Origin of the sequence: Candidatus Aquiluna sp. IMCC13023 (assembly GCF_000257665.1) — a bacterium.
Classification (GTDB): domain Bacteria; phylum Actinomycetota; class Actinomycetes; order Actinomycetales; family Microbacteriaceae; genus Aquiluna.
The window spans coordinates 314313-340544 of record NZ_AJKR01000003.1 but is presented as its reverse complement, the minus strand read 5'-3'; the positions used below and the strand labels follow the sequence as shown (position 1 = coordinate 340544).

At 51.2% G+C, this 26232-nt stretch carries 26 protein-coding genes and 2 tRNA genes; 15 read left to right on the top strand and 13 right to left on the bottom strand.

Annotation, left to right across the window (positions count from 1 at the left end; translation table 11 throughout):
* Positions 1 to 51: 51 nt before the first annotated feature.
* From IMCC13023_RS05435 to IMCC13023_RS05420, 4 genes are read right to left on the bottom strand one after another with little or no spacing between them, the layout of a single operon-like run.
* The gene (locus IMCC13023_RS05435) at positions 52 to 1059 is read right to left on the bottom strand and encodes an agmatine deiminase family protein (protein ID WP_007542113.1); all 1008 of its coding nucleotides are present in this window, start codon (positions 1057 to 1059) and stop codon (positions 52 to 54) included.
* Positions 1056 to 2048: a nitrilase-related carbon-nitrogen hydrolase gene (locus IMCC13023_RS05430; protein WP_007542111.1), complete on the bottom strand. Its 993-nt coding sequence runs from the start codon at positions 2046 to 2048 to the stop codon at positions 1056 to 1058. Before IMCC13023_RS05430 ends, IMCC13023_RS05435 begins: the two co-directional genes overlap by 4 nt.
* Positions 2049 to 2050: 2 nt before the next feature.
* Positions 2051 to 3409, bottom strand: coding sequence for a pyridoxal phosphate-dependent decarboxylase family protein (locus tag IMCC13023_RS05425; protein WP_007542109.1), 1359 nt, complete (start codon positions 3407 to 3409; stop codon positions 2051 to 2053).
* 25 nt (positions 3410 to 3434) lie between these two features.
* Positions 3435 to 3917 (bottom strand): Lrp/AsnC family transcriptional regulator, encoded by a 483-nt coding sequence (locus IMCC13023_RS05420; protein ID WP_007542107.1) that lies wholly within the window; start codon positions 3915 to 3917, stop codon positions 3435 to 3437.
* A 123-nt stretch (positions 3918 to 4040) separates the two neighbouring features.
* Between IMCC13023_RS05420 and ald the strand changes: the two genes are divergently transcribed.
* Positions 4041 to 5156 (top strand): alanine dehydrogenase, encoded by a 1116-nt coding sequence (gene ald, locus IMCC13023_RS05415; RefSeq protein ID WP_040325261.1) that lies wholly within the window; start codon positions 4041 to 4043, stop codon positions 5154 to 5156.
* Positions 5157 to 5201: 45 nt separating this feature from the next.
* On the opposite strand, the gene IMCC13023_RS05410 is transcribed toward ald, so the two are convergent.
* Genes IMCC13023_RS05410 through IMCC13023_RS05400 form a run of 3 tightly spaced genes read right to left on the bottom strand, consistent with a single transcriptional unit; the run spans position 5202 to position 6756 of the window.
* Positions 5202 to 5429 carry a hypothetical protein gene (locus IMCC13023_RS05410; protein ID WP_007542103.1) on the bottom strand — a complete coding sequence of 76 codons (228 nt, stop codon included), beginning with the start codon at positions 5427 to 5429 and terminating at the stop codon, positions 5202 to 5204.
* Between the two features lie 9 nt (positions 5430 to 5438).
* Positions 5439 to 5816: a thioredoxin gene (trxA, locus tag IMCC13023_RS05405; RefSeq protein ID WP_007542101.1), complete on the bottom strand. Its 378-nt coding sequence runs from the start codon at positions 5814 to 5816 to the stop codon at positions 5439 to 5441.
* Between the two features lies 1 nt (position 5817).
* Positions 5818 to 6756, bottom strand: a complete 939-nt coding sequence (locus IMCC13023_RS05400) for a DMT family transporter (RefSeq protein ID WP_040325259.1) — start codon at positions 6754 to 6756, stop codon at positions 5818 to 5820.
* Positions 6757 to 6828: 72 nt separating this feature from the next.
* Here IMCC13023_RS05400 and msrA point away from each other — a divergent pair, with 72 nt between their 5' ends.
* From msrA to ettA, 3 genes are all read left to right on the top strand, one after another.
* On the top strand, positions 6829 to 7350 hold the full coding sequence (gene msrA / locus IMCC13023_RS05395) for a peptide-methionine (S)-S-oxide reductase MsrA (protein WP_040325257.1): 522 nt from the start codon (positions 6829 to 6831) through the stop codon (positions 7348 to 7350).
* An 85-nt stretch (positions 7351 to 7435) separates the two neighbouring features.
* The gene (ssb, locus tag IMCC13023_RS05390) at positions 7436 to 7840 is read left to right on the top strand and encodes a single-stranded DNA-binding protein (protein ID WP_040325255.1); all 405 of its coding nucleotides are present in this window, start codon (positions 7436 to 7438) and stop codon (positions 7838 to 7840) included.
* A gap of 160 nt (positions 7841 to 8000) precedes the next feature.
* Complete coding sequence (gene ettA, locus IMCC13023_RS05385) at positions 8001 to 9683, top strand: energy-dependent translational throttle protein EttA (RefSeq protein WP_007542087.1); 1683 nt, start codon at positions 8001 to 8003, stop codon at positions 9681 to 9683.
* On the opposite strand, the gene IMCC13023_RS05380 is transcribed toward ettA, so the two are convergent.
* A complete protein-coding gene (locus IMCC13023_RS05380; RefSeq protein WP_007542086.1) occupies positions 9680 to 10558 on the bottom strand; it encodes an acyl-CoA thioesterase in 879 nt (292 codons plus the stop codon). The genes ettA and IMCC13023_RS05380 overlap by 4 nt on opposite strands.
* A gap of 37 nt (positions 10559 to 10595) precedes the next feature.
* On the opposite strand from IMCC13023_RS05380, the gene IMCC13023_RS05375 reads away from it, so the two are divergent.
* Complete coding sequence (locus IMCC13023_RS05375) at positions 10596 to 11255, top strand: DUF8185 domain-containing protein (RefSeq protein ID WP_007542085.1); 660 nt, start codon at positions 10596 to 10598, stop codon at positions 11253 to 11255.
* Here the strand turns inward: IMCC13023_RS05375 and IMCC13023_RS05370 are convergent.
* From IMCC13023_RS05370 to pepN, 3 genes are read right to left on the bottom strand one after another with little or no spacing between them, the layout of a single operon-like run.
* Positions 11252 to 11629, bottom strand: coding sequence for a globin (locus IMCC13023_RS05370; RefSeq protein WP_007542084.1), 378 nt, complete (start codon positions 11627 to 11629; stop codon positions 11252 to 11254). The two genes, IMCC13023_RS05375 and IMCC13023_RS05370, sit on opposite strands and share 4 nt — an antisense overlap.
* The gene (locus tag IMCC13023_RS05365) at positions 11630 to 12490 is read right to left on the bottom strand and encodes a mechanosensitive ion channel family protein (protein ID WP_007542083.1); all 861 of its coding nucleotides are present in this window, start codon (positions 12488 to 12490) and stop codon (positions 11630 to 11632) included.
* Positions 12491 to 15049 carry an aminopeptidase N gene (gene pepN / locus IMCC13023_RS05360; protein WP_040325425.1) on the bottom strand — a complete coding sequence of 853 codons (2559 nt, stop codon included), beginning with the start codon at positions 15047 to 15049 and terminating at the stop codon, positions 12491 to 12493.
* A gap of 76 nt (positions 15050 to 15125) precedes the next feature.
* Here pepN and IMCC13023_RS05355 point away from each other — a divergent pair, with 76 nt between their 5' ends.
* From IMCC13023_RS05355 to IMCC13023_RS05340, 4 genes are read left to right on the top strand one after another with little or no spacing between them, the layout of a single operon-like run.
* Complete coding sequence (locus IMCC13023_RS05355; protein WP_007542079.1) at positions 15126 to 16310, top strand: cation:proton antiporter; 1185 nt, start codon at positions 15126 to 15128, stop codon at positions 16308 to 16310.
* 9 nt (positions 16311 to 16319) lie between these two features.
* Positions 16320 to 17018: a DUF1648 domain-containing protein gene (locus tag IMCC13023_RS05350; protein ID WP_040325254.1), complete on the top strand. Its 699-nt coding sequence runs from the start codon at positions 16320 to 16322 to the stop codon at positions 17016 to 17018.
* Position 17019: 1 nt separating this feature from the next.
* The gene (locus tag IMCC13023_RS05345; RefSeq protein ID WP_007542070.1) at positions 17020 to 17493 is read left to right on the top strand and encodes a ribose-5-phosphate isomerase; all 474 of its coding nucleotides are present in this window, start codon (positions 17020 to 17022) and stop codon (positions 17491 to 17493) included.
* 4 nt (positions 17494 to 17497) lie between these two features.
* The gene (locus IMCC13023_RS05340) at positions 17498 to 18292 is read left to right on the top strand and encodes an Fpg/Nei family DNA glycosylase (protein ID WP_007542068.1); all 795 of its coding nucleotides are present in this window, start codon (positions 17498 to 17500) and stop codon (positions 18290 to 18292) included.
* A gap of 26 nt (positions 18293 to 18318) precedes the next feature.
* Here IMCC13023_RS05340 and IMCC13023_RS05335 read toward each other — a convergent pair.
* Positions 18319 to 18392: transfer RNA gene (locus IMCC13023_RS05335), tRNA-Gly, on the bottom strand.
* 72 nt (positions 18393 to 18464) lie between these two features.
* Here IMCC13023_RS05335 and IMCC13023_RS05330 point away from each other — a divergent pair.
* From IMCC13023_RS05330 to IMCC13023_RS05305, 6 genes are all read left to right on the top strand, one after another.
* Positions 18465 to 18538: transfer RNA gene (locus tag IMCC13023_RS05330), tRNA-Pro, on the top strand.
* A gap of 38 nt (positions 18539 to 18576) precedes the next feature.
* On the top strand, positions 18577 to 19839 hold the full coding sequence (gene tig / locus IMCC13023_RS05325) for a trigger factor (protein WP_007542066.1): 1263 nt from the start codon (positions 18577 to 18579) through the stop codon (positions 19837 to 19839).
* Positions 19840 to 19915: 76 nt separating this feature from the next.
* Complete coding sequence (locus IMCC13023_RS05320) at positions 19916 to 20497, top strand: ATP-dependent Clp protease proteolytic subunit (protein WP_007542064.1); 582 nt, start codon at positions 19916 to 19918, stop codon at positions 20495 to 20497.
* A 2-nt stretch (positions 20498 to 20499) separates the two neighbouring features.
* Entirely contained in the window at positions 20500 to 21141 is a 642-nt protein-coding gene (locus tag IMCC13023_RS05315; RefSeq protein ID WP_040325252.1) for an ATP-dependent Clp protease proteolytic subunit, read from the top strand.
* A 56-nt stretch (positions 21142 to 21197) separates the two neighbouring features.
* A complete protein-coding gene (clpX, locus tag IMCC13023_RS05310) occupies positions 21198 to 22472 on the top strand; it encodes an ATP-dependent Clp protease ATP-binding subunit ClpX (protein ID WP_007542060.1) in 1275 nt (424 codons plus the stop codon).
* 19 nt (positions 22473 to 22491) lie between these two features.
* Positions 22492 to 23643 carry a benzoate/H(+) symporter BenE family transporter gene (locus IMCC13023_RS05305; protein ID WP_007542058.1) on the top strand — a complete coding sequence of 384 codons (1152 nt, stop codon included), beginning with the start codon at positions 22492 to 22494 and terminating at the stop codon, positions 23641 to 23643.
* On the opposite strand, the gene valS is transcribed toward IMCC13023_RS05305, so the two are convergent.
* Positions 23640 to 26219, bottom strand: coding sequence for a valine--tRNA ligase (gene valS, locus IMCC13023_RS05300; RefSeq protein ID WP_007542057.1), 2580 nt, complete (start codon positions 26217 to 26219; stop codon positions 23640 to 23642). The genes IMCC13023_RS05305 and valS overlap by 4 nt on opposite strands.
* Positions 26220 to 26232: the final 13 nt, after the last annotated feature.

The window sequence follows — 26232 nt, the reverse complement described above, 5'->3', positions numbered from 1 at the left end:
AGCCGGAAAATCCCCGACTACGACATTGTTTCCCAAATGTTATCGTGAAATTTAGGGTTTACTGACAGGTTCCTGCTGTGTTATGCAATGAATTCCACCACCGCGGGCAAATAGCTCACGAGCGTCAATCAAAACTACTTCTCTATCGGGGTAGCACTCTCTCAAAATTGCCTGAGCCTCTTTGTCGTTTTGATCTTCAAAACTTCCAAGTAAGACAGCGTCATTCATAACGTAGTGATTGACGTAGCTGTAATCAACGAAACCTTCATCGTCCCGGAGGGTCGTTGGGGCAGGAAGCGATACTGGGGCAAGCTCAGCGTCAACAAGTTGTTGTTTGACCGCTTCGCTCACGGGAAAGTCTGGGTGATTCTGATTTTTTTGGTCATGAAATAGCACTCTTTGGTCGGGTAAGTAGCAGGCCACAATGTCAACATGGCCCCTAGTGCCGAATTCGTCATAGTCTCTGGTGAGTCCTTGCTTCAGCCAAACAAAGTCACTCACGCCAATGGTTCTGGAAAGTTCCTCCTCAACCTGCTCCTTGGTCCAGTTTGGATTCCGACCCGGGTCTAGTTGAACGGTTTCGGTAAGTAGCACTTGGCCTTGGCCGTTGACGTGAATACCGCCACCTTCGTTTACCATTTCACTGTCTACTCGTGGGGCCCCCAGAAAGCCCGCTATTTCTGTAGCAATCTTGCTGTCGTTTTCGAAGCTCGCCCAGCTTTGAGCGCCCCAGCCGTTAAACACCCAGTTCACGCAGGCAAGCTCACCAGCTTCGTTTTTGACAAAGGTGGGACCACTGTCTCTTACCCAGGCATCGTCAATTACTAAGTCAAAGATTTCGACTTGCCTGGACAGAAACTTTTTTGCCATGGCAAGGTCTTTGGGGTGGACAATGGCGGTCACTTTTTCAAAGTTACTTGCCGTATTGGCGACATTGGCCCAAGTTTTTCGGGCCGCGTATTGCTCATCGGGCGTCTCGCCGAGCGTGTAACCATCGTGCGGGAATGCGATCCAGGTTCGTTCGTGCTGGTCCCATTCCGGGGGCATCACGTAGGTCATGGAGTCAACCCCGGAATACCCCCGTGCTCGCCTTTGCCCCCAGGGGCTCTGTTGTTGGTGACTGCAGCTGATAGGGAACTATAGGTATCTGGTCTTCGGGTGGCAAAGAAGGGAAACAGTTCCAACCAATCTCTTCGTTGGTCTAGGTCGAGCTCGGCCACCAAAACCTCATTGCCGGACCGGCCGGCCTGAGCCAGAATGCGACCGTAGGGGTCGACGATGAATGATGAACCGTAAAAATCCAACAAACCCTCGTTACCCCATCGGTTTGGAACAACAATGAATAAACCGTTGGCAATCGCGTGACCGATAATGACCTGGCGCCAAAGTGGTTCAGTGTCAAAATCGGGATGGTCAGGCTCGGAGCCAATGGCGGTTGGATAGCAAAGAATATCCGCTCCCGCCAAGGCGTAAGATCTTGCAACTTCGGGGAACCATTCATCCCAGCAAGTTGGTAGGCCAAGCTTTGCTTTTCCAACTAGATCCATTTCGAAAACGGGGTACGGATTATTGCCTTGTCCCGGAGCAAAATACTTGTCTTCAAAGTAACCCTCGGTGACTGGAATATGGAGCTTTGGGGTTGAGCCCAGCAGCTGGCCATTTGACCCAACGACGATTGCTGTGTTTAGGCCTCTACCATCGGTGAGGCCCGCCTCTTGATAAAGCGATGCGTGAATAACTACGCCGTATTTCTTGGCCTGTTCTGAAATTAGGCTAAATGTTGGTCCGGAGTCCAGTTGCTCGGCATTTTGGCTCGGTGTCCCCGTGGGCAAGGTGTCTGCCGGATATCTTGAAAGCGTGAGCTCGGGAAGAAAAATTATTTGGGCGCCCGCCTCAACGGCAATCTCGACAGCTTCAATAACTGTGGCTATGTGAGCCGCTGAATCGACATTGTGGCTGATTTGAACTGCAGCAACCTTGGTTACTGCGCGCTCAGGCTCTCGAACACGGCTTAGAGATTTCGGTGACACAACTTGGGTTAGTTTCACGGCTATTCCATCGTGTCCAGGATTGCGACGAGATCCTCGTACTTTGTAGTCGGGTTGACTATTGCAAACCTCGTGTTTGGCTTGCCTAGGTGGCTTGATGGAACAACGAATGCAAACTGGGATTCCAGTAGTTTTTTGGACCACTTCTCATAGTCGTTGGCTTCCCAGCCGTCCCTCTCGAAAACTACGACCGAAAGCTGCGGCTCGCGAACCAGCTTGAGGTGGGGGCGGGTAGAAATTTCGATACTTATTTTCTTTGCAAGATCAACATTTGATTTGATGGCTGATCGGTAAGCGGCAACCCCGTAGGTTGCGAGTGAAAACCAGAGAGGCAATCCTCTAACTCGTCTAGTGAGGTTGAAAGCAAAATCAGATGGGTTCCAGTCATGATTCTTATTTAGGGTCTCTAAATATTCGCCGTGCTGGGTGTGGGTTTGGCGAGCAAGATCCGGGTTGCGATATACAAGGGCGCAAGCGTCAAAGGGTGCGAATAACCATTTATGCGGATCGACGATGAATGAATCAGCTTTTTCTAGTCCCAAATAAAGATGCTTTAGTTCTTGAACCAAGACCCCTGCCAAACCGTACGCTCCATCAACGTGGAACCAAAGATCGTTAGCGGTGGCAACATCCGCGAGCTCATCTAGTTTGTCGATGATTCCAAAATTTGTGGTGCCGCTTGTGCCAACCAGGGCAAAGGGAATCAGCCCCTGCTTCTTGGCTTCTTGAATTGCAGATTCGGCGGCGGCGCCGGTCAACGAGCCAGTCTTACTGGCGTCAGCAGAAAGGACCGTCACGCCCATTACTTTTCCGACGGACTTGACTGACGAATGCGCCTCTGAGCTGCAGATTATTGCCCAATTTTGACGCCCGTGCTTGGCCTCTGCGACATCGCGAGCAACCACAAGCGCAGATAGGTTTCCTAGCGTGCCGCCCTGAACAAAAACTCCACCGGCCCCCTTAGGAAGTCCTGCTTCACTGGCCAGAAATTCAAGGACTTGATTCTCCGCGAAAACGGCTCCAGCACCTTCGGTCCATGAGCCGCCGTAGATAGAGCTTGCGGAAACCACCAGATCAAAAAGAGTCGCGGCCTCGGTTGGCGCAGCAGGGATGAACGACAGAAAATTGGGGTGATCAGTGGAGATGGTGGCGGGGGCTAGAACCTCATCGAAGATAGATAGAGCTTTCTGTCCGCCGATGCCAATCTCGCTTATTGTGATCCCGGCGTTAGCTTCCAGCTCACTTCTTGAGCGCGGTCCATCCAGTGGAACCGGGTCCATGGCCATTCGCTCAGCTGCGTACTTATAGATGGCCTCACGGAGTTTGCTGTCTGCTCCAGCTTGATGCATTGCCTCAGTCATGTTGACCCTCCCGATAGGCCCAACTCTAGCTAATTGGCCCCTTGTGAAAGTGGTCGAAGACGATGTTAGTTCTTGTTGTTGCCACAGATGCATTGTTGCTTAGTTGATCTAGCACAAACTCTCTGGCGGCGTCGGAGTCTGCGACCGCGATGTGCACAATGAAATCCTCCGCACCGCCGAGAAAGAACACTTGTATCACTTGTGGGTGCTCTCGCATTGCTGTCATAAAGCTGGCCAGGTTTGCTCGCGCCCCTGCTCGAAGTGAAACAGAAATAAGAGCCTGGAGCTCTAACCCAAGAGCCTCGGGAGCGATGTCGGCGGCAAATGATCTAATCACCTTGCGCTGAACCAGATTGCGAACTCTTCCCAGACAGGTCGAGGCTGCTATTCCAACTTGACTTGCTAGATCAGCGTTCGAAATACGACCATTTCTGCCGAGTATCGAAAGAATCGAGCGGTCGATTTCGTCAACCTCGGAGTCGATTCGAATATTCTGCGACTTGAGCATGTGAAAAACCTCATTTTTCAATAGATACCATGGATATTAGCGCAATTAGTGAAGATTCTTCGTATTTTAGCCAACTGAGCGAATAATTTGCAAGAATTCAAGTCACTTGCTCTAGGAGAAAAAATGTTAGTTGGCGTCCCAAAGGAAATTAAGAACAACGAATTTCGAGTCGCTCTCACACCTGCCGGTGTTCACGAGCTGGTTACGCGCGGTCATGAGGTTCTGGTCCAGTCAAGCGCCGGCGAAGGCTCGGGTTTTCGGGATGACGAATACCAAAAGGCAGGCGCAACTATTGCAGCCACTGCCGAAGAGATTTGGTCCAAGGCTGAATTGCTGTGCAAGGTAAAAGAGCCGATAGCCATGGAGTACCCGCTGATGCGCAAGGGTCAAGTGCTCTTCACTTATCTTCACCTTGCAGCTTCCAGGGAATGTACCGATGCTCTTATCGATTCCGGGACCACTGCAATCGCCTATGAGACAGTTCAGCTTGCCAACCGGTCACTTCCTTTATTGCAACCGATGAGTGAGGTTGCAGGCAGGCTCTCGGCTCAGATAGGTGCTTACCAGTTGATGAAGACCAACGGCGGTGCCGGAATGCTTATGGGTGGAGTGCCTGGAACGCCGCGTGCCAAGGTCGTCGTAATCGGCGGCGGTGTGGCCGGAACCGAAGCTGCCTTGGTTGCCAATGGGATGGGCGCAGATGTGACAGTTATTGACCTATCGCTTCCAAGACTCAGGGAGATTGACGAACGTTTCAATTCCGAGGTGCAAACCAGGGCTTCGACTTCCTACGAGATTGCCGAGCAGCTAAAGGATGCAGATCTAGTGATCGGTTCAGTTCTGATACCGGGTGAGCGGGCTCCAAAGCTAGTTACTGACAAAATGGTGAGCGGGATGAAGTCCGGAGCAGTTCTGGTTGACATCGCTATTGATCAAGGTGGCTGCTTTGAGCACTCGAGGCCAACTACCCACGACGAACCGACCTTCCAGGTCCACCAAACTATTTATTACTGCGTTGCAAACATGCCGGGTGCGGTGCCCTCGACCTCAACGCGGGCCCTAACCAACGCAACATTGCCCTATGTAATGCAGCTTGCAACAAAGGGCTGGAAAGCCGCACTCAAAAATGATGCCGCTTTGGCACTGGGCCTAAACGTTCACGAAGGAATTATTACGCACCCTGCTGTAGCGCAAGCTTTTCCAGAATTGAAGTTTGTTGACACACAGGAATTGATTTAGAGAAATTCTCTTGCGAAAAATCCAAGAGCCCGTCAAAAAAAGTAGCTACTTCTTTTTTCGTTTCAGAACTGTGGTTATAAGCACTCCTGCGACAGTCACGCCAATTAGCGCATACAGAGCGATGGTTCTTTGGTTGGCAATTTCCTCGCAGGATGACCACCCCGCGACCTGAACATCAGGAGTGCAGGTCGTCGGGTCAAAAAATCCAATCAGCCAAGCCAAAATACCGATGCCGGCAATTGTGGCCAACATGGCAATTGAATTGTTCTTCAAGTTCGGTTGCTAGCTTGCTTCGGGTTCAGATTGCTGCTTTGCGATTTCCGCGTGAACGTCAGCCATGTTCAGGTCCTGAACTTTGCCGATCAATTCGTTCAGTGCTGGAGCCGGCAACGCGCCTGCTTGGCTGAACAGCAAAATTCCATCTCGGAAGATCATCAGGGTCGGGATTGAAGAGATGCCGGCCATTCCGGAAAGTTCTTGTTCCGCCTCAGTGTCAACCTTGGCGAAGGTAATTTCTGGATGACCGTTTGAGGCCTCCTCGAATATTGGACCGAAGGTTTTACACGGGCCACACCATTCGGCCCAAAAATCCACAAGGGTGATGCCTTCTTTGTTTACTGTTGCCTCGAAGTCCGCTTGGACCAAGTTTATTGTTGCCAATCTAATCAACCACCTTTACTATCCTTTGCCGCTTAGACGTTTGTGCCAAAACGATACCTACAATAACCACCATACCTCCGAGGGCTTGGGTCAGGCTAATCAGCTCCCCGAGCCAAAGTAGGGCGAACAGTGCGGCCAGAATTGTCTCCGATGTGGCCACCACGCCCACCAAAGTTGCTCCAAGGTGACGAAGCGCGAGAAAAGTAAAAGCCATAGGCAGGAAACTTCCGGCCACCCCGAGCAGGAGAAGCATTACCCATAGCGGAACTGTTATTCCGGCCAGGTTCCCACTCAGATCTAGGCCGTCGGTCAGGCTTCCGTAATCAAATTCATTCAGCCTTGAAAAAGGAAGGAAGAGTAGCGATGCGATACCCATCCCATAGGCCATGGTTACGTTTGTGGGCAAATGCCGCTGTATTCGCTCACCAACTATGAAGTGGGTGGTTAACGAGGCGGCAGCCCCAAGCGCATAAAGCATTCCCAGGCCACTAAGTTGACTATCCCAAATTTGGGCAACTACGGCCAGGCCGCCAAGGACTAGAGCAGCGCCAAACCAGATCTGCTTTTTTACCTTTTCCTTGAAAAAAAGCAAAGCGATTATTGGCACCCAAAGCACTGCGGTGTACTCAATGAGCAACGCGATGCCAACCGGAAGAAGAACCACTGCCTGCGAGTAGGCCCACTGAAGGGTTCCCACTCCAAAGATTCCTAAGAGTAGAAGTCGCGGGATGAGCCTTTTCTCCACCCGAAGATCTGATCGGTTTGCAATTAGGGCCCAGACAAGAGCAATCAGGCCTGCAGCAATAGACCGAACCAAAACGGCTTGTTCAGGTGTGACACCCGATTGGATTATCACTTTGGTGGTGGAGGCATTAAGGCCAAATAATATTGCTGCGCTGGCCGCGTATAGCACGCCAAGCGTCGGGTGTTTTTGAGTCAATTAGGCTTGTGCCGTACCTTTCAAAATACCAATTGGGAATCAATTGGGTAACCGTCTAAGTTTAGGAACATTATGGAAACTTTTGTAGTTGCCGGCGGGTGTTTTTGGTGCCTCGATTCAGCCTATGTCCAATTCAGAGGTGTCGGAGAGGTGACCTGTGGGTACACGGGTGGCCACAAACCTCATCCGAGCTACGAGGATATCTGCAATGGAAACACTGGCCACGCTGAGGTCGTGAACGTCACCTTTGATCCCGATGAGATTTCTTCAGAGCAAATACTGGATATTTTCTTCACTTTGCACGACCCAACTCAGCTGAATCGCCAGGGTGCTGACGTGGGTGATCAGTATCGATCAGCGATGTTTTACACGAGTGAATCTCAAAAGGAAGTTTTTACCGATGCCGTCGAGAGAGCCAAGGATATCTGGGGTCCAAACGTAGTCACCGAAGTTACCCCTCTGGGCGAAAACTTCGAGGCCGAGGATTACCACCAGGATTATTTCGACAAAAACCCCAACCAGGGCTACTGCCTTGCCGTGGTAGCTCCTAAGGTCTCCAAGGTCAGAGCAAAGTTCACAAGCCTTCTGAGATAAAAAGTTTTCCACAGATTCGTTTCCGAGTCACAAAGCTTCTAAAGCATTTGTCAAACTTTCCGGCATCACAAGGAAAGGCTCATAAATGGCAGAAACATATACGGCAGTCGGTCTGGTTGCCACTACCCCGAGAAACATAGTCACATCCGAGGGGCTCTCAGTCACTTCATTTCGCTTAGCATCCGGAAGTCGACATTTCGATAAAGAGACAGATGCTTGGACTGACGGTGACACCAACTGGTTCACGGTGGTGGCTTTTAGGCAACTTGCGGTCAACGCGAATGAGTCGCTCGCTAAGGGTGACAGAATTTTGGTCAGCGGTCGTCTAAAAGTGCGCGATTGGGACAATGGCGAGCGCACAGGAACAACAGTTGAAATTGAGGCGGATTGCCTTGGGCACGATCTGTTGTTTGGCACCAGCACATTTGAAAGGGCTGCTCGCCAAGACCAGCAAGCCGAAGATTCGGACTCTACGCTCCAGCCTGCTTAGAGCCCGATGAGGTCTGGCGCCCCCTAAACTCCAGACCCGAACCCCCTCTTCGTCACTTGCAATTTCAAAGGGCAATGCGCCTTTTAGCACTGGGATAAACTTTTCCCGGAGCAAACGACGAAGAGGGGTTTCCCTTTTCCAAATTGGATGGGCAGTTTTCTTGGCTGAATTTATTTACCAAATGATCAAAGCGCGTAAAGCGCACGGCGACAAAGTGATTCTTGATGATGTAACACTTGCGTTTTACCCCGGTGCAAAAATCGGTGTTGTTGGGCCAAACGGTGCGGGTAAATCGTCTGTTCTAAAGATTATGGCTGGGTTAGATAACCCTTCGAACGGAGAGGCCCGGTTATCACCGGATGCGACCGTTGGCATCTTGATGCAGGAGCCTGCCCTCAACGAAGAAAAGACGGTGCTTGGCAATGTCCAGGAAGCCGCTGCTGAAACCATGGCTCAGATTGAGCGATTCAATGAAATTAGCGCAGAGCTTGCCAGTCCAGAAGCCGACTATGACACTCTTTTGGCAGAAATGGGCACACTTCAGGAGCAGATAGACGCTTCTGATGGTTGGGATCTTGAGAATCAACTAGAGCAGGCCATGGATGCGCTGCGCTGCCCACCTGGAGACACTCCAGTCACCAACCTCTCGGGTGGCGAAAGGCGCAGAGTGGCTTTGTGCAAGCTTCTGCTTCAAAAGCCGGACTTACTTCTACTTGATGAGCCAACGAACCACTTGGACGCCGAGAGTGTCTTGTGGCTTGAGCAGCACCTAGCGCAGTACGCGGGCGCAGTGCTCGCCGTGACTCACGATAGGTACTTCCTAGACAACGTGGCCCAGTGGATTCTCGAACTAGATCGCGGTCGTGCTTACCCGTATGAAGGCAATTATTCGACCTACCTGGAAAAGAAGCAGGAAAGGTTGCAGGTTGCCGGCAAGAAGGACGCCAAATTGTCAAAGCGCCTTGCTGACGAGCTTGAGTGGGTTAGATCAAGCCCCAAGGCCAAGCAGACTAAATCAAAAGCCAGGCTTTCCAGATATGAGGAAATGGCCGCAGAGGCAGACAAGACTAGAAAATTGGATTTTGAGGAAATTCAAATTCCTCCTGGGCCGAGGCTCGGCGACATTGTTATAGAGGCGAAGAAGATTTCCAAGGGCTTCGAGGACCGTCCTCTTTTCAGCGACTTGAGCTTTACTCTTCCCAGAAATGGAATAGTTGGAATTATCGGCCCCAATGGCGTTGGAAAATCGACTTTGTTCAAGTGCATAACCGGCATGCATCAGATCGACAGCGGGGAGCTCAAGATTGGTGAGACCGTTTCGATAAGCTACGTGGACCAGTCTCGAGAGGGCATCGATCCGAATAAGTCACTCTGGGAGGTCGTATCGGGTGGGCTTGATTACATCCGGGTTGGACAAGTTGAAATGCCGTCCAGGGCTTATGTTGCAGCCTTCGGTTTTAAGGGCGCGGACCAACAGAAGAAAGCTGGAGTTCTCTCGGGCGGTGAGAGGAATCGACTGAATCTTGCTTTGACTCTAAAGAAGGGTGGAAACCTCCTCCTCCTTGACGAGCCAACCAACGATCTGGACGTGGAAACCTTGTCATCTTTGGAAAATGCTCTTTTGGAATTCCCCGGTTGCGCCGTGGTGATTACACACGATCGCTGGTTCCTTGACCGGGTGGCAACCCACATTTTGGCTCACGAGGGCACGGATGAAAATCCGGATAACTGGTACTGGTTTGAGGGTAACTTCGATTCATACGAGGAAAACAAAATCAAGCGACTGGGACCTGATGCTGCAAAGCCTCACCGCTCCACTTACCGCAGGCTTACCAGAGACTAGGAAAGTTCCGGAATCCTCAGCATTCCTTCTTGAGCGACAGAGGCAACCAGGCTCCCGTTTCTATTGAAAATTTGGCCGAGTGCCAGTCCGCGGCTGTTTTGCGCCGCGGGGGAGTGCTGAACATACAATAGCCAGTCGCTAAAGTCGGGCTTTTGATGAAACCACATTGCGTGGTCCAGGCTTGCTGAACTGAGGCCCTTGTGTGCCCAGCTAACGCCGTGGCGTCTCATTATCGACTCAAGGATTGAGTAATCACTTGCGTATGCCAAGCTCGCGATCTCAACTCCGTCGTCAGCTGGCAGCTGCGTTATGGGTTTGAACCAGACGCATTGCTTAGCTGACTGCTCCTTGGCTGCGGTTAGGTATACGGGTTCAGCGGTGTGCCGAAGATCAAACGGCCGGGCTTTGGCCCAGTAATTGGTGATCGGGTGATCAAAGTTCGCAAGGATTGTTGCCGCAGATGGAAGATCTTCTGGTTCCGGAAGGTTTTCTGGCATGGCATCCGAGTGACTCATCCCACCGCTTGGGTCTTGAAAAGACGCAATCATCGAGAAAATTGCCTTTCCTTCTTGACTGGCCTGAACACGTCGAGCCGAGAAGCTGCGACCATCTCGAAGGATGTCAACTTCGAACTCAATCGGCTTGGCCACGTCTCCTGGGCGCAAAAAGTAACTGTGAAGACTGTGAACCGGGCGGCCGGCGTCAATTGTCCTGGATGCCGCCACAAGGGATTGCGACAAAACCTGTCCGCCAAAGACTCTGCCATGTGGCATCCACTGAGTCTGACCGAGAAAAGTAGTTGGGCTCTGTTGTTCCAGGTCCAAGATTCGAACTAAATCTGCGACTGGGTCCTGAGGAATAACTGAATCTTGCATAAAAACCTTCTCTCATTGACTAGTTTAGGAGTTGACCATGGATAAAAATCTCTCCTTTAAAGACCCGAATGACCTTGTCGATCTCGCAGGTTATCTAAAAAGGGCATTGAGATTAGATAGCACTGGCGCAGTTCGACTTCGGGCTTTTGGGTCTGTATTAGCGGTTTATGTCAGTCCGATTTATGCCGGATCTTTACTGGGAGACGGGCTCACGGTAATTGGGCTTAGAACCATCAACCTAACTTCCCAAAACGAGCTCGACTCACTTTTTACAATTGAAGACTTATTGGCGTCTGTAGATAAGAGCATCGAGAGCGATGAGCTGGTGTTGGTGCTACCAAAAACTGCCGCCAGGGTCGGCTGGGCTGGCATTTCGCCACCACGTCAGGGCTGGGTACGTGCTGGCGAAGTCGAACAAGAGAAAATTTCTGCGTGGGCAAAAGACGGTATTGCTGCCGTGGCCGAGGCGCTTCCAGAGAGTATTGGGAGTGCCATCGCCGCGCGGGTAAGACTGCAGATTTGGGGTAAAGCGGTGGGAATTGAACACAACTTTCCAGCCGGTTCAGCCTTTGCTATGGCTGGGTTGGGATTCATGCAAAAAGGTATTCCCGTCGAGGTATACAGGGCGCATGGCTGGATTCGTCTTAGCAGCGACTACGGTCACGTAATAGCGAAGGAAAGCTTCAGGTTTTCCTAGTCCTCGAAGGTATTTAGCATCGAGTTAGCAGCCCGTTCCATATAGTCCCAGAGTTCGTCTCGATCCATCTCAGAAATCGAGAGCTCCTTAATTGCGCGTTGCATGTGCATTAGCCAAGCCGCTTTTGCGGCTGGATTTATTTTGAAACCGTTGTGACGCATTCTGAGCCGTGGGTGACCTCGCGTCTCCTGGTAGGTAGTTGGCCCGCCCCAGTACTGTTCCAGAAATAACTGAAGCCTGACACGGGCAGGCTCAAGGTCTTCCTCCGGATACATGGGCTTGAGAATCGGGTCGATCGCGACTCCCTTGTAGAAGTTTCGAGTCAGCTCTTCAAAAACCGGTTCGCCGCCAACTCGCTGGTAGAAATCCTGCAATTACTTGGCCAGGTTGATTTTGCTTGCACGAAGGAGGCCGATGTTTTGCTTGTCGAAGGCTTGCTTGCAACGTTTTCTCAGCTCTCTTGAAACCGCCCACTGGCGATTAGGGAGAGTTCGTATTGACACCCGAATAACAAACTGCTCACCTGAGATGTGCTGCATTCCCCACATGTCAGCATCTGCAATCATGTCCCTACTCCACTCCTTAGACTTGCGCATTTCGTCAGCGGTCGTTTGTATGATGTCCTGGACTTGATCAACGTCGTTGTCATATGCAAACGGGAAGTCCAAGAGCGCGGCTGCCCACTCCTGAGAAGCATTGCCAACCTGGACAATCTCACCGTTTCTCACAAACCAAAGCGTTCCGTGAATATCTCGAACTTCGGTGACCCTAAGGCCTACACGTTCAACTTCTCCGGACACGTCCCCTATTTCGACCCAGTCACCAACTCCGTACTGATCTTCGAAGACTATAAATATTCCCGAGAGAATGTCCTTCACTAATGACTGAGCGCCGAAGCCAATGGCCGCACCCAGAACCGTCGAGACGGCGATTAGCGCCCCTACGTTAATGCCAAGCTCGCTAAGAATCATCACTAGCGCGGTTATGGCGATTGCCCAGGTGGCGAAATTGTCCAGTACCGACGCGATGGTTCTAGTTCGTTGCGTAAGTCGCTGCTCCAGCATCAGCTCGTCCAGGCGTTCATCTTTTTTAACGCGCTGAACACCCGAGACAATGGTTCTCACAATTCTTTTTGATGCCACCTTCAACAGCACGCGCAGAACGACAGCTGCGGCAAGGATGATGACGATGGCTACCAGTGCAGACCATTCGGACATGAATTCGGTAAAGGTCATTTAGTTCTCCTCTTGGTCTTTGGCTTGAGCTTTTATTCCACGTTCCAGGCCTGCCAGATTCTCCACCAGTGTCCTTCTGAACGCTGGCTTTGACTGAGCGAAGCTGGAATCAATGAGCTTTTGAGTCTTTTCGGCCAAGCTCTTATTTGCAAGGGCTATTGGGTAGAGATTGGTCAATAGGTAGGAGGCAATTTGGTAGCTGCGCTCTTCCCAGATTTTTTGAGCAATAGACATGTACTTATCCGCATAAATTTCTAACAATGTTATGTCAGAGACTCGCCCGAAACTAGCAGAGGCAGAACTTATCAACGTGTTCGAGTACTCGGTGCGCTCTGTCAGCTCAACCCAGGCCTCTAGCTTTGCCACCGGAGTTGAGATTGCAGCCAGAGCAGCGGCTGCGAATTTCTTGCCGTTCGCCGTGTTGTCATGTGCCAGCTCCGTCGCTATTCGGTCTTGGTCGGCACGATTACCAACCGCAAGTCCAAGCAGAATCTCCCATCGAAGGTCTCCGTTAACAGTTAGGCCGGTCAGGGCTTTCTGGCCGGATACTAGAGCGTCTAGCCAGTCAAGTTGCTTGTCGGTTGTTGCGAACTGAGCAACGAATTTCGCAAACTGCAGCTGGTTGTCACTCCCAGCCTCCGCAGTCTCTGCAAGTTCAATTAACGATTGGGCTATGTGTTCAATTGTTTCTGTTCTTCTGTCTTCAGCCACGTAAAGAGTTGCAGTTGTTACCAGTTGCCGCAGCAATGTTGTGACGGTCGTGGACTCGGTTTCACTAGCAATGTGATCTAGCACCAACTGAATGAAATCTCTGGGCTTCGCCTCGGCGTCACGGGTTGTATCCCAAGCCGCTGACCAAATCATGGTTCTTGCAAGCGAATCGGAAATCCCTGACAAGTTCTCCAGCGCTACTGCCCATGAGCCATCGTCCAATCGAATTTTCGCGTAGGCAAGGTCTTTGTCATTTATCAGTATCAGGTCTGGCTTTACCTCGCCCAGTAGCTGTGAGACGGAGGTTATTGGCCCCGCAACATCGATTTCAATCTCGCCATTGCGCTCAAGGCGACCGCCAACAAGCTGAAACATGCCAACACCCAGGCGGTGAGGACGAAGGTATGGGTAGTCAGCAATCGCTGTTTGGATGATGTCGAACTTGGTAAACCTGCCATCTTCATCAACTTCAATTTCGGGACGAAGAGTATTTACACCGGCAGTTTCGAGCCAAAGTGAAGACCACTCTTTTAGATCCCGGCCGCTCTCGGCTTCGAGCTCAACGAGCAGGTCCCTTAGCTCGGTATTTTTCCACTGGTGTTTTTTGAAGTAGTTGCCGACTCCACGCATGAATGAGTCTTGGCCAACCCATGCGACCAGCTGCTTTAGAACCGAGGCGCCCTTGGCGTAGGTAATGCCGTCAAAATTCACCTGGACGTCCTCTAGATCGGCTATCTCAGCGACGATCGGGTGTGTGGAAGGCAGTTGATCCTGCCGATATGCCCAGCTTTTTTCTAGCGAGGCAAAAGTGGTCCAGGCTTCTGTCCACTCGGTTGCCTCTGCGGTTGCGAGGGTAGAAACATACTCTGCGAAGCTCTCATTTAGCCACAGGTCATTCCACCAGACCATGGTCACTAGGTCACCGAACCACATGTGGGCAAGCTCATGCAAAATTGTGACAACCCGTCGCTCTTTTACTGCGTCAGTGACAGCGGATCTAAAAATGTAACTCTCAGTGAAAGTCACCGCACCAGCATTCTCCATTGCGCCGGCGTTGAAATCTGGGACCCATAGCTGGTCGTACTTCTCAAACGGGTAAGGGTAATCAAATAGGTTCTCGAAGTAGGTGAAGCCGGCCTTGGTCTTGTCAAAGATGTATTCCGGATCCATAAATGTTGCCAGCGAACTTCGGCAGAATACTCCAAGTGGCACTATCTGCCCGTTTGATGAAGTCAGTTCATCGCGCCAAACGGTGTAGGGCCCGGCAACCAAGGCCGTGATGTAGCTTGAAATCCTTGGGGTCGGCGCGAAATCCCATCGCGCGAGTCCGTCGCCAATTAGCACTGGCTTTGGAGTAGTGGAGTTTGAAATCATTTGCCAGTCTTGGTTTCCTATTACCTTGAACTCAAAACTAGCTTTTAGGTCTGGTTGCTCGAATACGGCGAACATGCGACGAGAATCGGGTACCTCGAACTGGGTGTAGAAATAAACCTCGTTGTCCACTGGGTCCACGAACCGGTGCAGGCCCTCGCCGCTATTTGAGAAGACTCCGTTTGCTTTTACGGTGAGAACGTTCTCACTTTTGAGGTTCGGCAAGGTGATTCTGGTGCCATCGGAGTACTCGGACGGATCTAAATCCAGTCCGTTTAGTTCGATTGATTCAACTGAGGTCGTAATCGCATCGATAAAAGTCTCTTGGCCTTCTTCGCTGCAGGCGAATCTCACGGTCGAGACGTAGGAAAAGACCTTGGGATCCTGTGTCAAATTGACCTCAACGATGTAGGAATCAACATCGATTATTGCGGATCTTGCTTGCGCCTCTTGGCGGGTCAGATTTTCCCCTGGCATTTTTTTCTCCATTAAGTCTTTGTTTCCAAACAGCCTAGATGCTTTTTTACCTGAAACTCTGGGCAATAATTGATTTATGAATCAGTTCCTGAAGGCGGCGGCATCACCCGAGACCTCAGCACAGCTCGCTGAGATTGGCGCGGCCCTCCTGGTTCTCGGTTTGGTAGCTTTTTTGGCCAACAAGATGAAGTTCTCGGTGGTCCCTCTTTATTTGATGATAGGACTGGCTCTTGGTAACGGGGGATTCATTCCTCTGTCGCTAAGCGAAGAGTTCTTAGTTACCGGTGCTCAAATTGGCGCGATCATGCTTTTGTTGCTCTTGGGTCTTGAGTATTCGGCGTATGACTTGGCTAAGTCCTTCAAAGAGCGCAAGAGCGCCGGTGTCATTGATGTCATCGCGAATGCCACACCTGGTTTCCTAATTGGCTTCGTCTTAGGCTGGGGGATTCCCGGTGCCCTAGCTCTTGCCGGCATTACTTATGTTTCTTCATCGGGAATTGCAGCCCAGCTAATTAAGGAAATGGGCTTTAGGAAGTCAGAGGTTTCCAAGCGTGCCATTGGTGTGCTGGTATTCGAGGACCTGGCTCTTGCTCCTTACCTACCGCTTCTTTCCGCGGTTATTCTCGGTGTCAGCGTCTGGAGCGGCCTATTGACGGTGGGGCTAGCACTGGCAATCACCGGCCTAGTAATTCTTGTGAGCTTCAAGGGCTCTTCTAGATTTCAAAAGTTCCTGGACCCGAACGAGCCCGGTGGGCTGTTGCTAACCGTTTTCGGAACTGCGCTGTTGGCAGCGGGCCTGGCTGATCTCGTGGGGTTCTCGGGGGTTGTTGCTGCTTTCTTGATTGGTCTGTTGCTGACCGGTGAAGTTGCTGAAGCAGCAAGATCCAGACTGATGCCTCTCAGGGATATTTTCGCAGCAATTTTCTTCTTGTTTTTCGGTATAACTACCGACCCGTCGGAGTTGCCGGCGGTGCTGCCACTTGCATTCGTGCTCACGGTGGTTGGAATTGCCGGCAAGTACGCTGTTGGCTGGTGGGTCACTCGTGATCTCACAGACCGGTTGGCGGTTTGGCGAACCACTGCGTTCTTGATTCCGCGCGGTGAGTTCTCAATCGTGATAGCCGCCCTAGCCGCACCTGCGGTACTGAGCGTTAATCTTCAGGCCCTGACTCTTGCCTATGTAATTCTGACTGCGTTTACCGCGTCCATGATTTTGCGCTTCACTCGGCCCAAGTTGAATGCCAAGTCAGACAAGAAGTAGATTGGAAACATGAGTTCCTCACGTCTCGCAATCTATTTGGTGGCCCCTGTTGTAACAATTGGGTTTATCGCGGTCAGTTTTTCACTGGCTTTAGCAGGATTGCTTCCGGATCCGGTTGCCATCCACTGGGGGGTCAGCGGACAAGCTGATCAGTTTTTGGACCTGAACAGCTATTTGTGGCTGGTAACTATTAGTTTTGTGTTTTATTGGTCCGGCCTTGTTGCTCTTGAGGTTTCCGGCGTGAAGGCAAAGTTACTCAAGCCCCTGATGAAATCGCTACTTATCGGCTTGTTTTTCTTGATTCTTCTAGTTGTGACCATCACCACCTTGCTTCAGGCGGGTATGGAAACAGATGAGAGCCTCTTTATTGGTCAGTGGTTTTTGTTGGTTTTGATTCCAGTTGCGATCATGGTTTGGTTATTTTCTGCTAAGCCCAGTTTGAGGATTCGGGAAAACCTAGAGATCAGGCTTCGAGGTGTAATGGTTCTCAAAGTGCCCGTTGGTGCAATCGAGTCAGTTGGCCCGATGCACCTCAAGGCAAGAGACTATGGCGGCTGGGGCCTGCGCTACGCGTCCAACACCCTTGCGTTTATTCCAAGTTCTGGGTCTGCAGTTTTTATAAAACTTGACTGGGGTGAGGCCCTCGCGCTCAGAATGGACAAGCCAGAAGACTTTGTTGCCAGTTACCAATTAGAGACAGCGGGATAGCATGAAAATACACATAGCAACCGACCACGCCGGCATGGAGTTGAGCGCGTTTTTAGTCGATTCACTGACTGAACTTGGCCACGAGGTTATGGACCACGGCCCGAAGGTTTATGACGCTTTGGATGATTACCCGGGATTTTGTATCCGAGCTGCTTTAGCGGTTGCCAGAGACCAAGTCGCTGGCGAAGAGGCCCTTGGTATCGTGCTTGGCGGCAGTGGAAATGGTGAACAAATGTCTGCCAACAAAGTAAAGGGCATTCGGGCAGCACTTATTTGGAACAAGGAAACTGCGCAGCTTGCAAGGGACCACAATGACGCAAATGTTGCGGCAATTGGGGCCAGGCAGCATGACAACGCTGAAGTGCTCGAGCTAATAAAGATATTCATCACTCAGCCATTTTCAAATGATGAGCGACACGTGCGGCGGATTGGGAAACTGATGCAGTTTGAAAACACCGGAGAGGTTATTTACTAATCCGATGCCAGAGGGCCATACCGTTCACCGAACGGCAAAACATTTTTCGAAACATTTTCTAGGTCAAACAGTCGAGCTGACTTCTCCGCAAGGGCGCTTTACCGACGCGAGACTAGTTTCTGGTCAAAAACTAGTGACGAGCGAGGCTTTTGGTAAGCAGCTTTATCTTGGCTTTGAGGCTGCAACAGTGAGAATTCACCTAGGTATTTACGGCAAGTGGCGCTTTCGAAGTTTCGAGGAAACGCCTCCTGATCCAATAGGGCAAGTTCGAGCAAGATTTATTAGCACTGACCAAGTCGCAGACGTTGTTGGCCCAACATCGTGCGAAGTGCTTGATCAGTTAGAGGTCATTGCGAAACAGGCCAGGCTAGGTCCAGATCCCCTTCGAATAGACCCGGGTGATCACGAGCTTGAGCGATTTCTCACAAAGGTGGCAAGTAGCAAGGTTGTAATCGGGCAATTGCTAATGGATCAAAGCGTAATTGCTGGGGTCGGCAACGTTTATCGAGCGGAGCTACTATTTCGCGCTGGCCTGAACCCATACACTCCGGGTCAATTGGTTCCAAGCAAGGTGGCTGCAGAAATGTGGTTCGATGCCGTGGCACTCATGAAAATTGGTGTCAGGACCGGAATCATGCTGACAAGAGATGACTACCTGAAGGGAAGGCCCGCAATCGTAGATCGATATTTTGTCTATAAGCGTGAAGGGTTAACTTGCAGAAATTGCCTGAATCCGATTTCGATTGAGGTTCTGAATTCAAGGAAGCTTTATTGGTGTTCTAGTTGCCAAAAGGCGTGAAGGCCGGTTTCGATACTGTCTTTGCTTGGAGCGAGTGACGGGAATCGAACCCGCGTCATCAGTTTGGAAAACTGAGGCTCTACCATTGAGCTACACTCGCACGTCTTTGTTAGACGAGACATCATTCTATGGGGTAGAGTGGTCGAGTTCCTGACCTTTGGTCAAGAATGTTCGGGATGTAGCGCAGCTTGGTAGCGCATCTGTTTTGGGAACAGAGGGTCGCAGGTTCAAATCCTGTCATCCCGACAAATTGCTTGACGAAAAACCCCAACCATGGAGATAAGTTGAAGACGACCGTTGAAAAACTGAGCCCGACCAGAGTAAAACTGACAATCGAAGTTGATCAGGCGGGATTCAAGCCCACACTGGACAAGGCCTACAAGTCAGTCGCAACTCAGGTGAACATCCCAGGTTTCCGAAAGGGCAAGGTTCCCTCCTCGGTTTTGGATCAACGCGTTGGTAAGGACTCGATCATTGCTCAGGCAATCAACGATGGCATGGACACTTTTTACCGCGAAGCACTGGTGGCTGAGAAGCTAAAGCCACTTGGGACTCCCGAAGCCGACGTCAGCTCAGCGCCGAACGCTGCTGAAATGGAGAAGCCGCTAATTATTTCTCTAGAGGTTGAGGTTCGCCCAGAATTCAAACTTCCTAGCTACAAGAACATTGCGGTAACAGTCGAGCCAGTCAAGGTAGCCAAAATGGATATCGACACTGAGCTTGATGCTCTTCGCGCGCGCTTTGGCGCTCTCAAGACAGTTGACAGGCCAGCTAAGACCGGCGACTTCACCACAATCGACCTAACAGCAACGATGGACGGTAAGGACATCGACACCGCTCAGGACATTTCCTACGAAATCGGCTCCGGGCAACTACTGGACGGAATTGACGAGGCGCTAGAGACTCTGACTGCTGGTGAGACCACAACCTTTAGCTCGAAGCTTGTCGGCGGCGAGATGGCAGGACAGGCAGCCGAGGTTTCCGTCACTTTGAAGGCTGTAAAAGAGCGCGAGCTTCCAAAGGCGGACGACGACTTTGCCCAGCTGGCCAGTGAGTTTGACACGCTAGCCGAGCTAAAAAAGGATCTAGAAACCAAGCTTGCCGAGCAGCTGGGTCGCAAGCAGGTGCTGCAGGCTAGAGACAAAATTGTTGAGGAACTTGTCGCTAAAGCAAATATTCCGGTGTCCGACGTGGCGGTCAAGAAGGAAGTTGACGCACACCTAGAGGGCGAAGGTCGTCTAGAGGACGAGGTTCACCGCAAGGAAGTAACAGCAGACTCTGAAAAGGGCTTCAAGACTCAATTGCTACTAGATGCCATTGTCGACGCGGAAGAAATTAAGATTGAGGACCAGGAATTGATTGAGTACCTAGCTTTCACCTCCAGGAACTACCAGATGGAGCCGAACCAGTTCATTGAACAGGTCGCTAGTTCTGGGCAGGTTGCTTTCTACGCTGATGAGCTGAAAAGGCGCAAGGCCGTTGATTTTTTGGTGGCGCAGGCTGAAATTACTGACACCAAGGGTGCCAAAGTCAAATACGAGGTCTAACGCCTAAGGCGAACAAGCCCACGTTGTTGCAACTTTGCTAGTTATCGTAGTGACTACGTAGCTAAAGGAGATTTGAATGGCAATGCCCCAAATGGAGCGAACAGGTGTTTTTGACAGACTGCTAAAAGACCGCATTGTGTGGTTGGGCAGCGAAGTTAGGGACGAAAACGCTAACGAGATTTGCGCCAAAATTTTGCTACTAGCAGCCGAGGATTCTGAAAAAGACATCTTCTTGTACATCAACTCTCCGGGTGGATCAATTACCGCCGGAATGGCAATCTACGACACCATGCAGTACGTGCCAAATGACATCGTCACGGTTGGCATTGGAATGGCTGCGTCCATGGGCCAGTTCTTGCTCTCCTCCGGTGCCAAGGGCAAGAGATACGCCACTCCAAACACCAGGGTTTTGCTTCACCAGCCAGCTGGTGGCTTCGGCGGAACTGCCTCAGACATTCAGACCCAGGCCGAACTAATCATGTCAATGAAGCGTCAGCTTGCAGCGATCACAGCGCAGCAAACTGGAAAGACCGTTGAAGAGGTAATGCACGATGGAGACCGCGACCGATGGTTCACCGCTGCAGAAGCTCTCGAGTACGGCTTTATTGACCAAATACAAGAGTTTGCAAGCCGCTCAACCGGCGTTGGAAAGGCCTAATTATGAGTTTCATCGAGACATCGCAGGGCCGAGTGGCAGCACCCAGTGCCAGGTACATTCTTCCCGAGTTCGAAGAGCGGACTTCCTATGGAATCAAGCGTCACAACCCATACACAAAGTTATTTGAGGATCGCATTGTGTTCTTGGGCGTTCAGGTTGACGATGCGTCAGCCGACGATATTATGGCTCAGCTTTTGGTTCTTGAGTCCCAAGACCCAGATCGAGACATCACCCTTTACATAAACTCTCCCGGCGGCTCTTTCACTGCTTTGACAGCCATTTACGACACCATGCAGTACATAAAGCCACAGATTCAAACTGTTTGCTTGGGTCAGGCCGCTTCCGCGGCAGCTGTGCTGCTCGCAGCCGGTGCTAAGGGCAAGCGTCTTGCCCTGCCGAATGCTCGAATTCTGATCCACCAGCCTTCGTCGGGGGGCGGGGGACAAGGTCAAGCTTCTGACATAGAGATTCAAGCCAAGGAGATTATGCGCATGCGCGACTGGCTCGAATTCACATTGAGCCACCATTCCGGCAAGAGTTTGGAGCAGGTCAATAAGGATATCGACCGCGACAAGATCTTGACTGCCCAAGAGGCAATGGAGTACGGCTTGATAGATCAGGTTCTTAGTTCTAGAAAGCTCTAATTCTCTTTGGCGAGTGGCGCGGCAAAAAAGTCGCCCATTCGCTATAGGGTTTTGTCATGACACTATCTGAGACCAGTGAGCTTCTAAAGTGCACGTTTTGTGCCAAGAGCCAGAAGCAAGTCCGCAAATTAATTGCTGGCCCGGCTGTCTACATTTGCGACGAGTGCATTGAGCTTTGCAACGAAATCATCGAAGAGGAACTTGGGCAGAACGTCTCCAAGGAACTCTCCTCAATGGAGCTTCCAAACCCCAAAGAAATAAAGGGGTTTCTGGATGAATACGTCATCGGTCAAGATGGCGCGAAGAAGCAGCTGGCGGTAGCGGTATACAACCACTACAAGCGAATCAGGTCGACCGGCACGCTTACGGCCGCGGGCAAGCAGCACGATGACATAGAAATTGCTAAGTCCAACATTCTCATGATTGGTCCAACCGGTTGCGGAAAAACTTACCTGGCACAGACACTCGCAAAGCGACTGAACGTTCCGTTTGCGGTCGCTGACGCTACCGCCTTGACTGAGGCTGGCTACGTGGGCGAGGATGTTGAGAACATACTCTTGAAACTACTCCAGGCTGCGGACAACGATCCCAAGCGAGCTGAAACTGGAATTATTTACATCGATGAAATCGATAAAATCTCAAGAAAATCTGAAAACCCATCCATAACTCGAGATGTTTCAGGAGAGGGTGTCCAGCAGGCTTTGCTGAAAATCCTTGAGGGAACCGTCGCTTCAATACCTCCGCAGGGCGGCAGGAAGCATCCACAGCAGGAGTTCATCCAGCTGGACACCACCAATGTGCTTTTCATAGTTGCGGGAGCTTTTTCGGGCCTAGAGACAATAGTTTCAGAGCGAACTGGCAAGAAGGGTATTGGCTTTGGTGCTGAGCTAAAAGAGAAGAACGATGGCGTAGATATCTACAGGCAGGTTCAGCCAGAAGACTTGCGCAAATTTGGACTCATCCCAGAATTCATTGGCAGGCTTCCGGTAATTGCAACCGTGGAGGAGCTGGATAAGTCTGCGCTAATTCAAATTCTTACCGAACCCAAGAATGCGCTCATAAAGCAGTACCAGAGAATGTTCGAGATTGATGGGTTCGATCTCGAATTTGAGGCCGGTGCTATCGAGCATATTGCCGAGTCGGCGCTTGAGCGTCAGACCGGCGCTAGAGGGCTCAGGGCTATCCTGGAAGAGTTGCTCGGTCCGATAATGTACGAGCTTCCTGGCGGCGACAGCACTGGCATTGTAATGATTACTGAAGAGGTCGCCAAGACCGGTTCAATCCCTGAAATACAGCCACACCGCAAGCCACTTCAAGACAAATCCGCCTAGCGGATACGCACCAGCACCCATGAAAAACGCTGCCATCACGCCCTACCTTGCTGGCACAGTAGCTTCCACAACCGGATCAATCGCAACCTTCGGTATAGCAATTGCTGGACTGAGCGCCATGGGAGCAAGCCAGAGCCAGACTGCAACCGCAATAGTTGTAATGCTTATCGGCTACGGAGTGTTGTCGATTGCACTCAGCATTTGGCTCAAAATGCCAATTAGCATCGTCTGGTCAACGCCTGGCGCGGCATTTCTGGCAACTAGCTCGGGGCTTGGGGTCGGTTTCGAAACAGCTGTCGGGGCATTTATAGTTAGCAGCCTGCTGGTGGTCCTCACCGGAGCATGGCCTGCTCTAAGCAGGCTAGTCGCCAAAATACCTCCCCAGATATCGGCTGCAATGTTAGCGGGCGTTATCTTCCCTTTTGTGGCCGCGACAGTGCACTCAAGTGTTGATTTTCCACTCTTGATAATGCCAGTAATTGTTATTTGGCTTTTACTCAACCGACTTCTTCCGCTTTGGGCTTCACCGATAGCAATAGTGATCGGTTTTGCACTCATTGCCATGAGTCAAGAGGCCACGGACTTCGAGGTCTTGTCGTTCTGGCCAAACCTGGAAATGATTTCTCCCGTTTTTGATGTCGGCGTAATAGTCGCAATCGGAATCCCGCTTTATTTGATCACTATGGCCTCGCAGAACCTTCCGGGCCTAGCCATCATGAACGGGCTGGGATTTCCGCTACCGACCTCTAAACTCTTCGTTGCTACCGGGATTGGATCTGTCGTGACTTCTTTTTTTGGGGGCTTTGGGTTGAATCTAGCCGCCATCACCGCCGCCCTGAATGCCGACGATGGAGCCGGTAAGGATCCCTCAAAGCGCTGGAAAGCCGCTGCCTGGGGCGGCGTTGTTTATCTAATTTTCGCGCTATTTGCCTCTGTCTTTGCGGCCTTCGTGCTGGCGGTTCCAAGGGAGCTGCTACTAGCGCTGGCCGGCCTCGCGCTCATAAAGACTTTTGCATCGTCACTTAGAACCGCAGTGAGCGACGAGTCGACAAGGCTTGCGGGGGTTGTAACTTTTGTTATCGGCGCAGCAGGAATATCGGTATTCGGCATCGGCGGAGCCTTCTGGGCACTTGTCGCTGGAATAATTGTCTGGTCTATCAGAACTCGCTAGTCCTGATTCGGCTGAAACCTTAGATCTGTCACAGTCACTTCTTTAGCTTCTTTGAAGTTCAGTTCGGCAATGTGACCAACGGCTGCTAGGTCCTTGGCCATGCTCTGCATGGCAACTGGTCCAGAGACAAGCGCAGTTGCAATCTCAGCCTTCATCGATAACTTGTTGTCCGACTTTGACTTTCTGATTTGAACCAGAGCAGCACTCGCCAAGATCATAAGCCCAGAATCTTCGCCTGATATCTCGTCGGAAGTTGGCCAGGAGGACTTGTGGACAGTGCCGTCCTGCCACCAGCTCCAGACTTCTTCGGCTGCAAAGGGAATGAATGGCGCAAATAGTCGAACCAATACCCCCAGGGCCTGTCTAAGAGCTATAACTGCGCTTCCCTTTTCCTGTTCAGTGAAGTCACCTTGACCATAGGCACGTTCTTTTACTAGCTCAAGGTAATCGTCGGTAAAGGTCCAGAAAAAGGACTCTGCTTTTTCAAGCGCTTTAGTGTGATCGTAGCCCTCGAAGGCTTCTGTTGATGCGGCAATTACTTCCTGGAGGCTAGCAAGCATAGATTTGTCAATCGGTTCCGTAACCGCCGTGACGCCGGCTGGAAGTTCAAAGCTAAGGGCAAAGCGGGCAGCGTTTAGAAGCTTAATTGCAAGCCTTCTGCCAATTTTCATCTGACCTTCGTCGAACGCGGCATCGGTTCCAAGTCGCGCACTGGCGGCCCAGTATCGAACCGCATCTGAACCGTGTGTCTCGAGGATTTCGTTTGGAACGACTACGTTGCCCTTGGACTTTGACATCTTCTTGCGATCTGGATCTAGGATCCAACCGGAAATAGCTGCGTGCTTCCAGGGGGCTTGGCCGTGTTCTAGTTCAGAGCGAACCAAGGTTGAAAACAGCCATGTCCTAATAATGTCCTGACCCTGAGGTCTTAGGTCGTAGGGAAAGACCTTCGCGAACTTTTCTGGATTCGATAGCCATCCGCCCGCTAACTGGGGCGTCAGGGAGCTTGTAGCCCAGGTGTCCATGATGTCTAGTTCGCCAATAAATCCATTTGCCTGCCCCCGCATTGACTCCTCATGGCCGTCTGGGGTATCGCTAGACGGGTCGACTGGGAGCTGGGTGTCGTTGGGAACAATAGGGTTTTCATAGTCCGGATTGCCTTCGGCATCCAACGGATACCACAGCGGTAACGGGACGCCGAAGAAGCGTTGGCGAGAAATTAGCCAGTCGCCATTTAGTCCGTTGATCCAGTCTTCAAGACGAACTCGCATGAAATCCGGGTGGAAGGCAACTTCTTTGCCGAGGCTTACTAGTCTTTCTCCAAGTTTTTTGTCGCTGCCACCATTTTTTATGTACCACTGTCTGGTGGATACTATTTCTAGAGGCTTCTCACCCTTCTCGAAGAACTTCACAGGGTGGGTAATCGGCTTGGCTTCTCCGACCATGTCGCCGGAAGCCTGCAGGGACTTGACTAAAATTTCCTTGGCGCTAAAGACGGTTTTGCCTGCCAGCTCCGCGTATAGATCAGCACCCTTGCTGGCTGCTATCGCCTCGGGCGCATCTTGGAGTATTCGTCCATCAAACCCGATTATGGGCCGATTCGGAAGCTTTAGTTCGCGCCACCAGATGACGTCAGTGACGTCTCCAAATGTGCAAATCATTGCAATGCCCGAGCCCTTGTCAATTTGTGCCAATCGATGGGCCAAAATCGGAACCTCCACCCCAAATAGCGGAGTTCTGGCTGTCTTGCCAAAGAGGTGTGCGTATCTTTCGTCGTCGGGGTGAGCAACCAGCGCAACACAGGCCGGAATTAGCTCTGGTCTAGTGGTTTCGATATAGATCTTGCCATCCGGACCATCGAACCCGATTCGGATATATGCACTTGGTATCTCACGGTCTTCGAGCTCCGCCTGAGCCACTGCGGTCCTAAAGCTCACGTCCCACAGTGTTGGTGCCATCTGCGAGTAAGCCTCGTCGCGAGCTAGGTTGTTCAGAAATGCACGCTGGGAAACAAGTTGCGACTCTTTGGAGATAGTTCTATAACTTTGTGCCCAGTCAACCGACAGGCCTAGATTTCTCCATAGGTTTTCAAAGGTCTTCTCATCTTCTTCGGTTAGCTGTTCACACAGCGCGATGAAGTTTTGCCTAGAGATCGGAAGCTGGTCCTGCACTCTTGATGACTTGTTATCTCCGCCTGTTTGGGGAGGTTGGAAATCTTTGTCAAATGGCAGCGTAGGGTCGCATCTGACGCCGTAATAGTTCTGAACTCTTCTTTCAGTTGGAAGGCCATTGTCGTCCCAACCCATTGGGTAATAGACGGCCTTGCCGTTCATTCGCTTATAGCGAGCTACCACGTCAGTGTGGGTATAGCTGAAAACGTGGCCAACGTGCAGGGAACCGGAAGCTGTTGGTGGAGGAGTATCGATCGAGTAGATGTCGCTTTTTAGGGCTTGAGAATCGAACTCATAAACTTTATTTGCCTCCCAGACAGGGGCCCATTTGGCCTCTAAGCCCTCTACGGAGGCTTTTTCTGGAACGCTGGCGGGCCTTAGTGGCTCGGGAATGTAGTTATTCAATAGGTATGACCTC

Excerpts from the sequence above, each read along its gene's own strand:
- IMCC13023_RS05435 (WP_007542113.1), bottom strand. The coding sequence starts at position 1,059 with ATGACCTACGTGATGCCCCCGGAATGGGACCAGCACGAACGAACCTGG.
- IMCC13023_RS05425 (WP_007542109.1), bottom strand. The coding sequence starts at position 3,409 with ATGACTGAGGCAATGCATCAAGCTGGAGCAGACAGCAAACTCCGTGAG.
- IMCC13023_RS05420 (WP_007542107.1), bottom strand. The coding sequence starts at position 3,917 with ATGCTCAAGTCGCAGAATATTCGAATCGACTCCGAGGTTGACGAAATC.
- ald (WP_040325261.1), top strand. The coding sequence starts at position 4,041 with ATGTTAGTTGGCGTCCCAAAGGAAATTAAGAACAACGAATTTCGAGTC.
- msrA (WP_040325257.1), top strand. The coding sequence starts at position 6,829 with ATGGAAACTTTTGTAGTTGCCGGCGGGTGTTTTTGGTGCCTCGATTCA.
- ssb (WP_040325255.1), top strand. The coding sequence starts at position 7,436 with ATGGCAGAAACATATACGGCAGTCGGTCTGGTTGCCACTACCCCGAGA.
- IMCC13023_RS05380 (WP_007542086.1), bottom strand. The coding sequence starts at position 10,558 with ATGCAAGATTCAGTTATTCCTCAGGACCCAGTCGCAGATTTAGTTCGA.
- IMCC13023_RS05375 (WP_007542085.1), top strand. The coding sequence starts at position 10,596 with ATGGATAAAAATCTCTCCTTTAAAGACCCGAATGACCTTGTCGATCTC.
- IMCC13023_RS05365 (WP_007542083.1), bottom strand. The coding sequence starts at position 12,490 with ATGACCTTTACCGAATTCATGTCCGAATGGTCTGCACTGGTAGCCATC.
- pepN (WP_040325425.1), bottom strand. The coding sequence starts at position 15,049 with ATGCCAGGGGAAAATCTGACCCGCCAAGAGGCGCAAGCAAGATCCGCA.
- IMCC13023_RS05355 (WP_007542079.1), top strand. The coding sequence starts at position 15,126 with ATGAATCAGTTCCTGAAGGCGGCGGCATCACCCGAGACCTCAGCACAG.
- IMCC13023_RS05350 (WP_040325254.1), top strand. The coding sequence starts at position 16,320 with ATGAGTTCCTCACGTCTCGCAATCTATTTGGTGGCCCCTGTTGTAACA.
- IMCC13023_RS05345 (WP_007542070.1), top strand. The coding sequence starts at position 17,020 with ATGAAAATACACATAGCAACCGACCACGCCGGCATGGAGTTGAGCGCG.
- IMCC13023_RS05340 (WP_007542068.1), top strand. The coding sequence starts at position 17,498 with ATGCCAGAGGGCCATACCGTTCACCGAACGGCAAAACATTTTTCGAAA.
- IMCC13023_RS05320 (WP_007542064.1), top strand. The coding sequence starts at position 19,916 with ATGGCAATGCCCCAAATGGAGCGAACAGGTGTTTTTGACAGACTGCTA.
- IMCC13023_RS05315 (WP_040325252.1), top strand. The coding sequence starts at position 20,500 with ATGAGTTTCATCGAGACATCGCAGGGCCGAGTGGCAGCACCCAGTGCC.
- clpX (WP_007542060.1), top strand. The coding sequence starts at position 21,198 with ATGACACTATCTGAGACCAGTGAGCTTCTAAAGTGCACGTTTTGTGCC.
- IMCC13023_RS05305 (WP_007542058.1), top strand. The coding sequence starts at position 22,492 with ATGAAAAACGCTGCCATCACGCCCTACCTTGCTGGCACAGTAGCTTCC.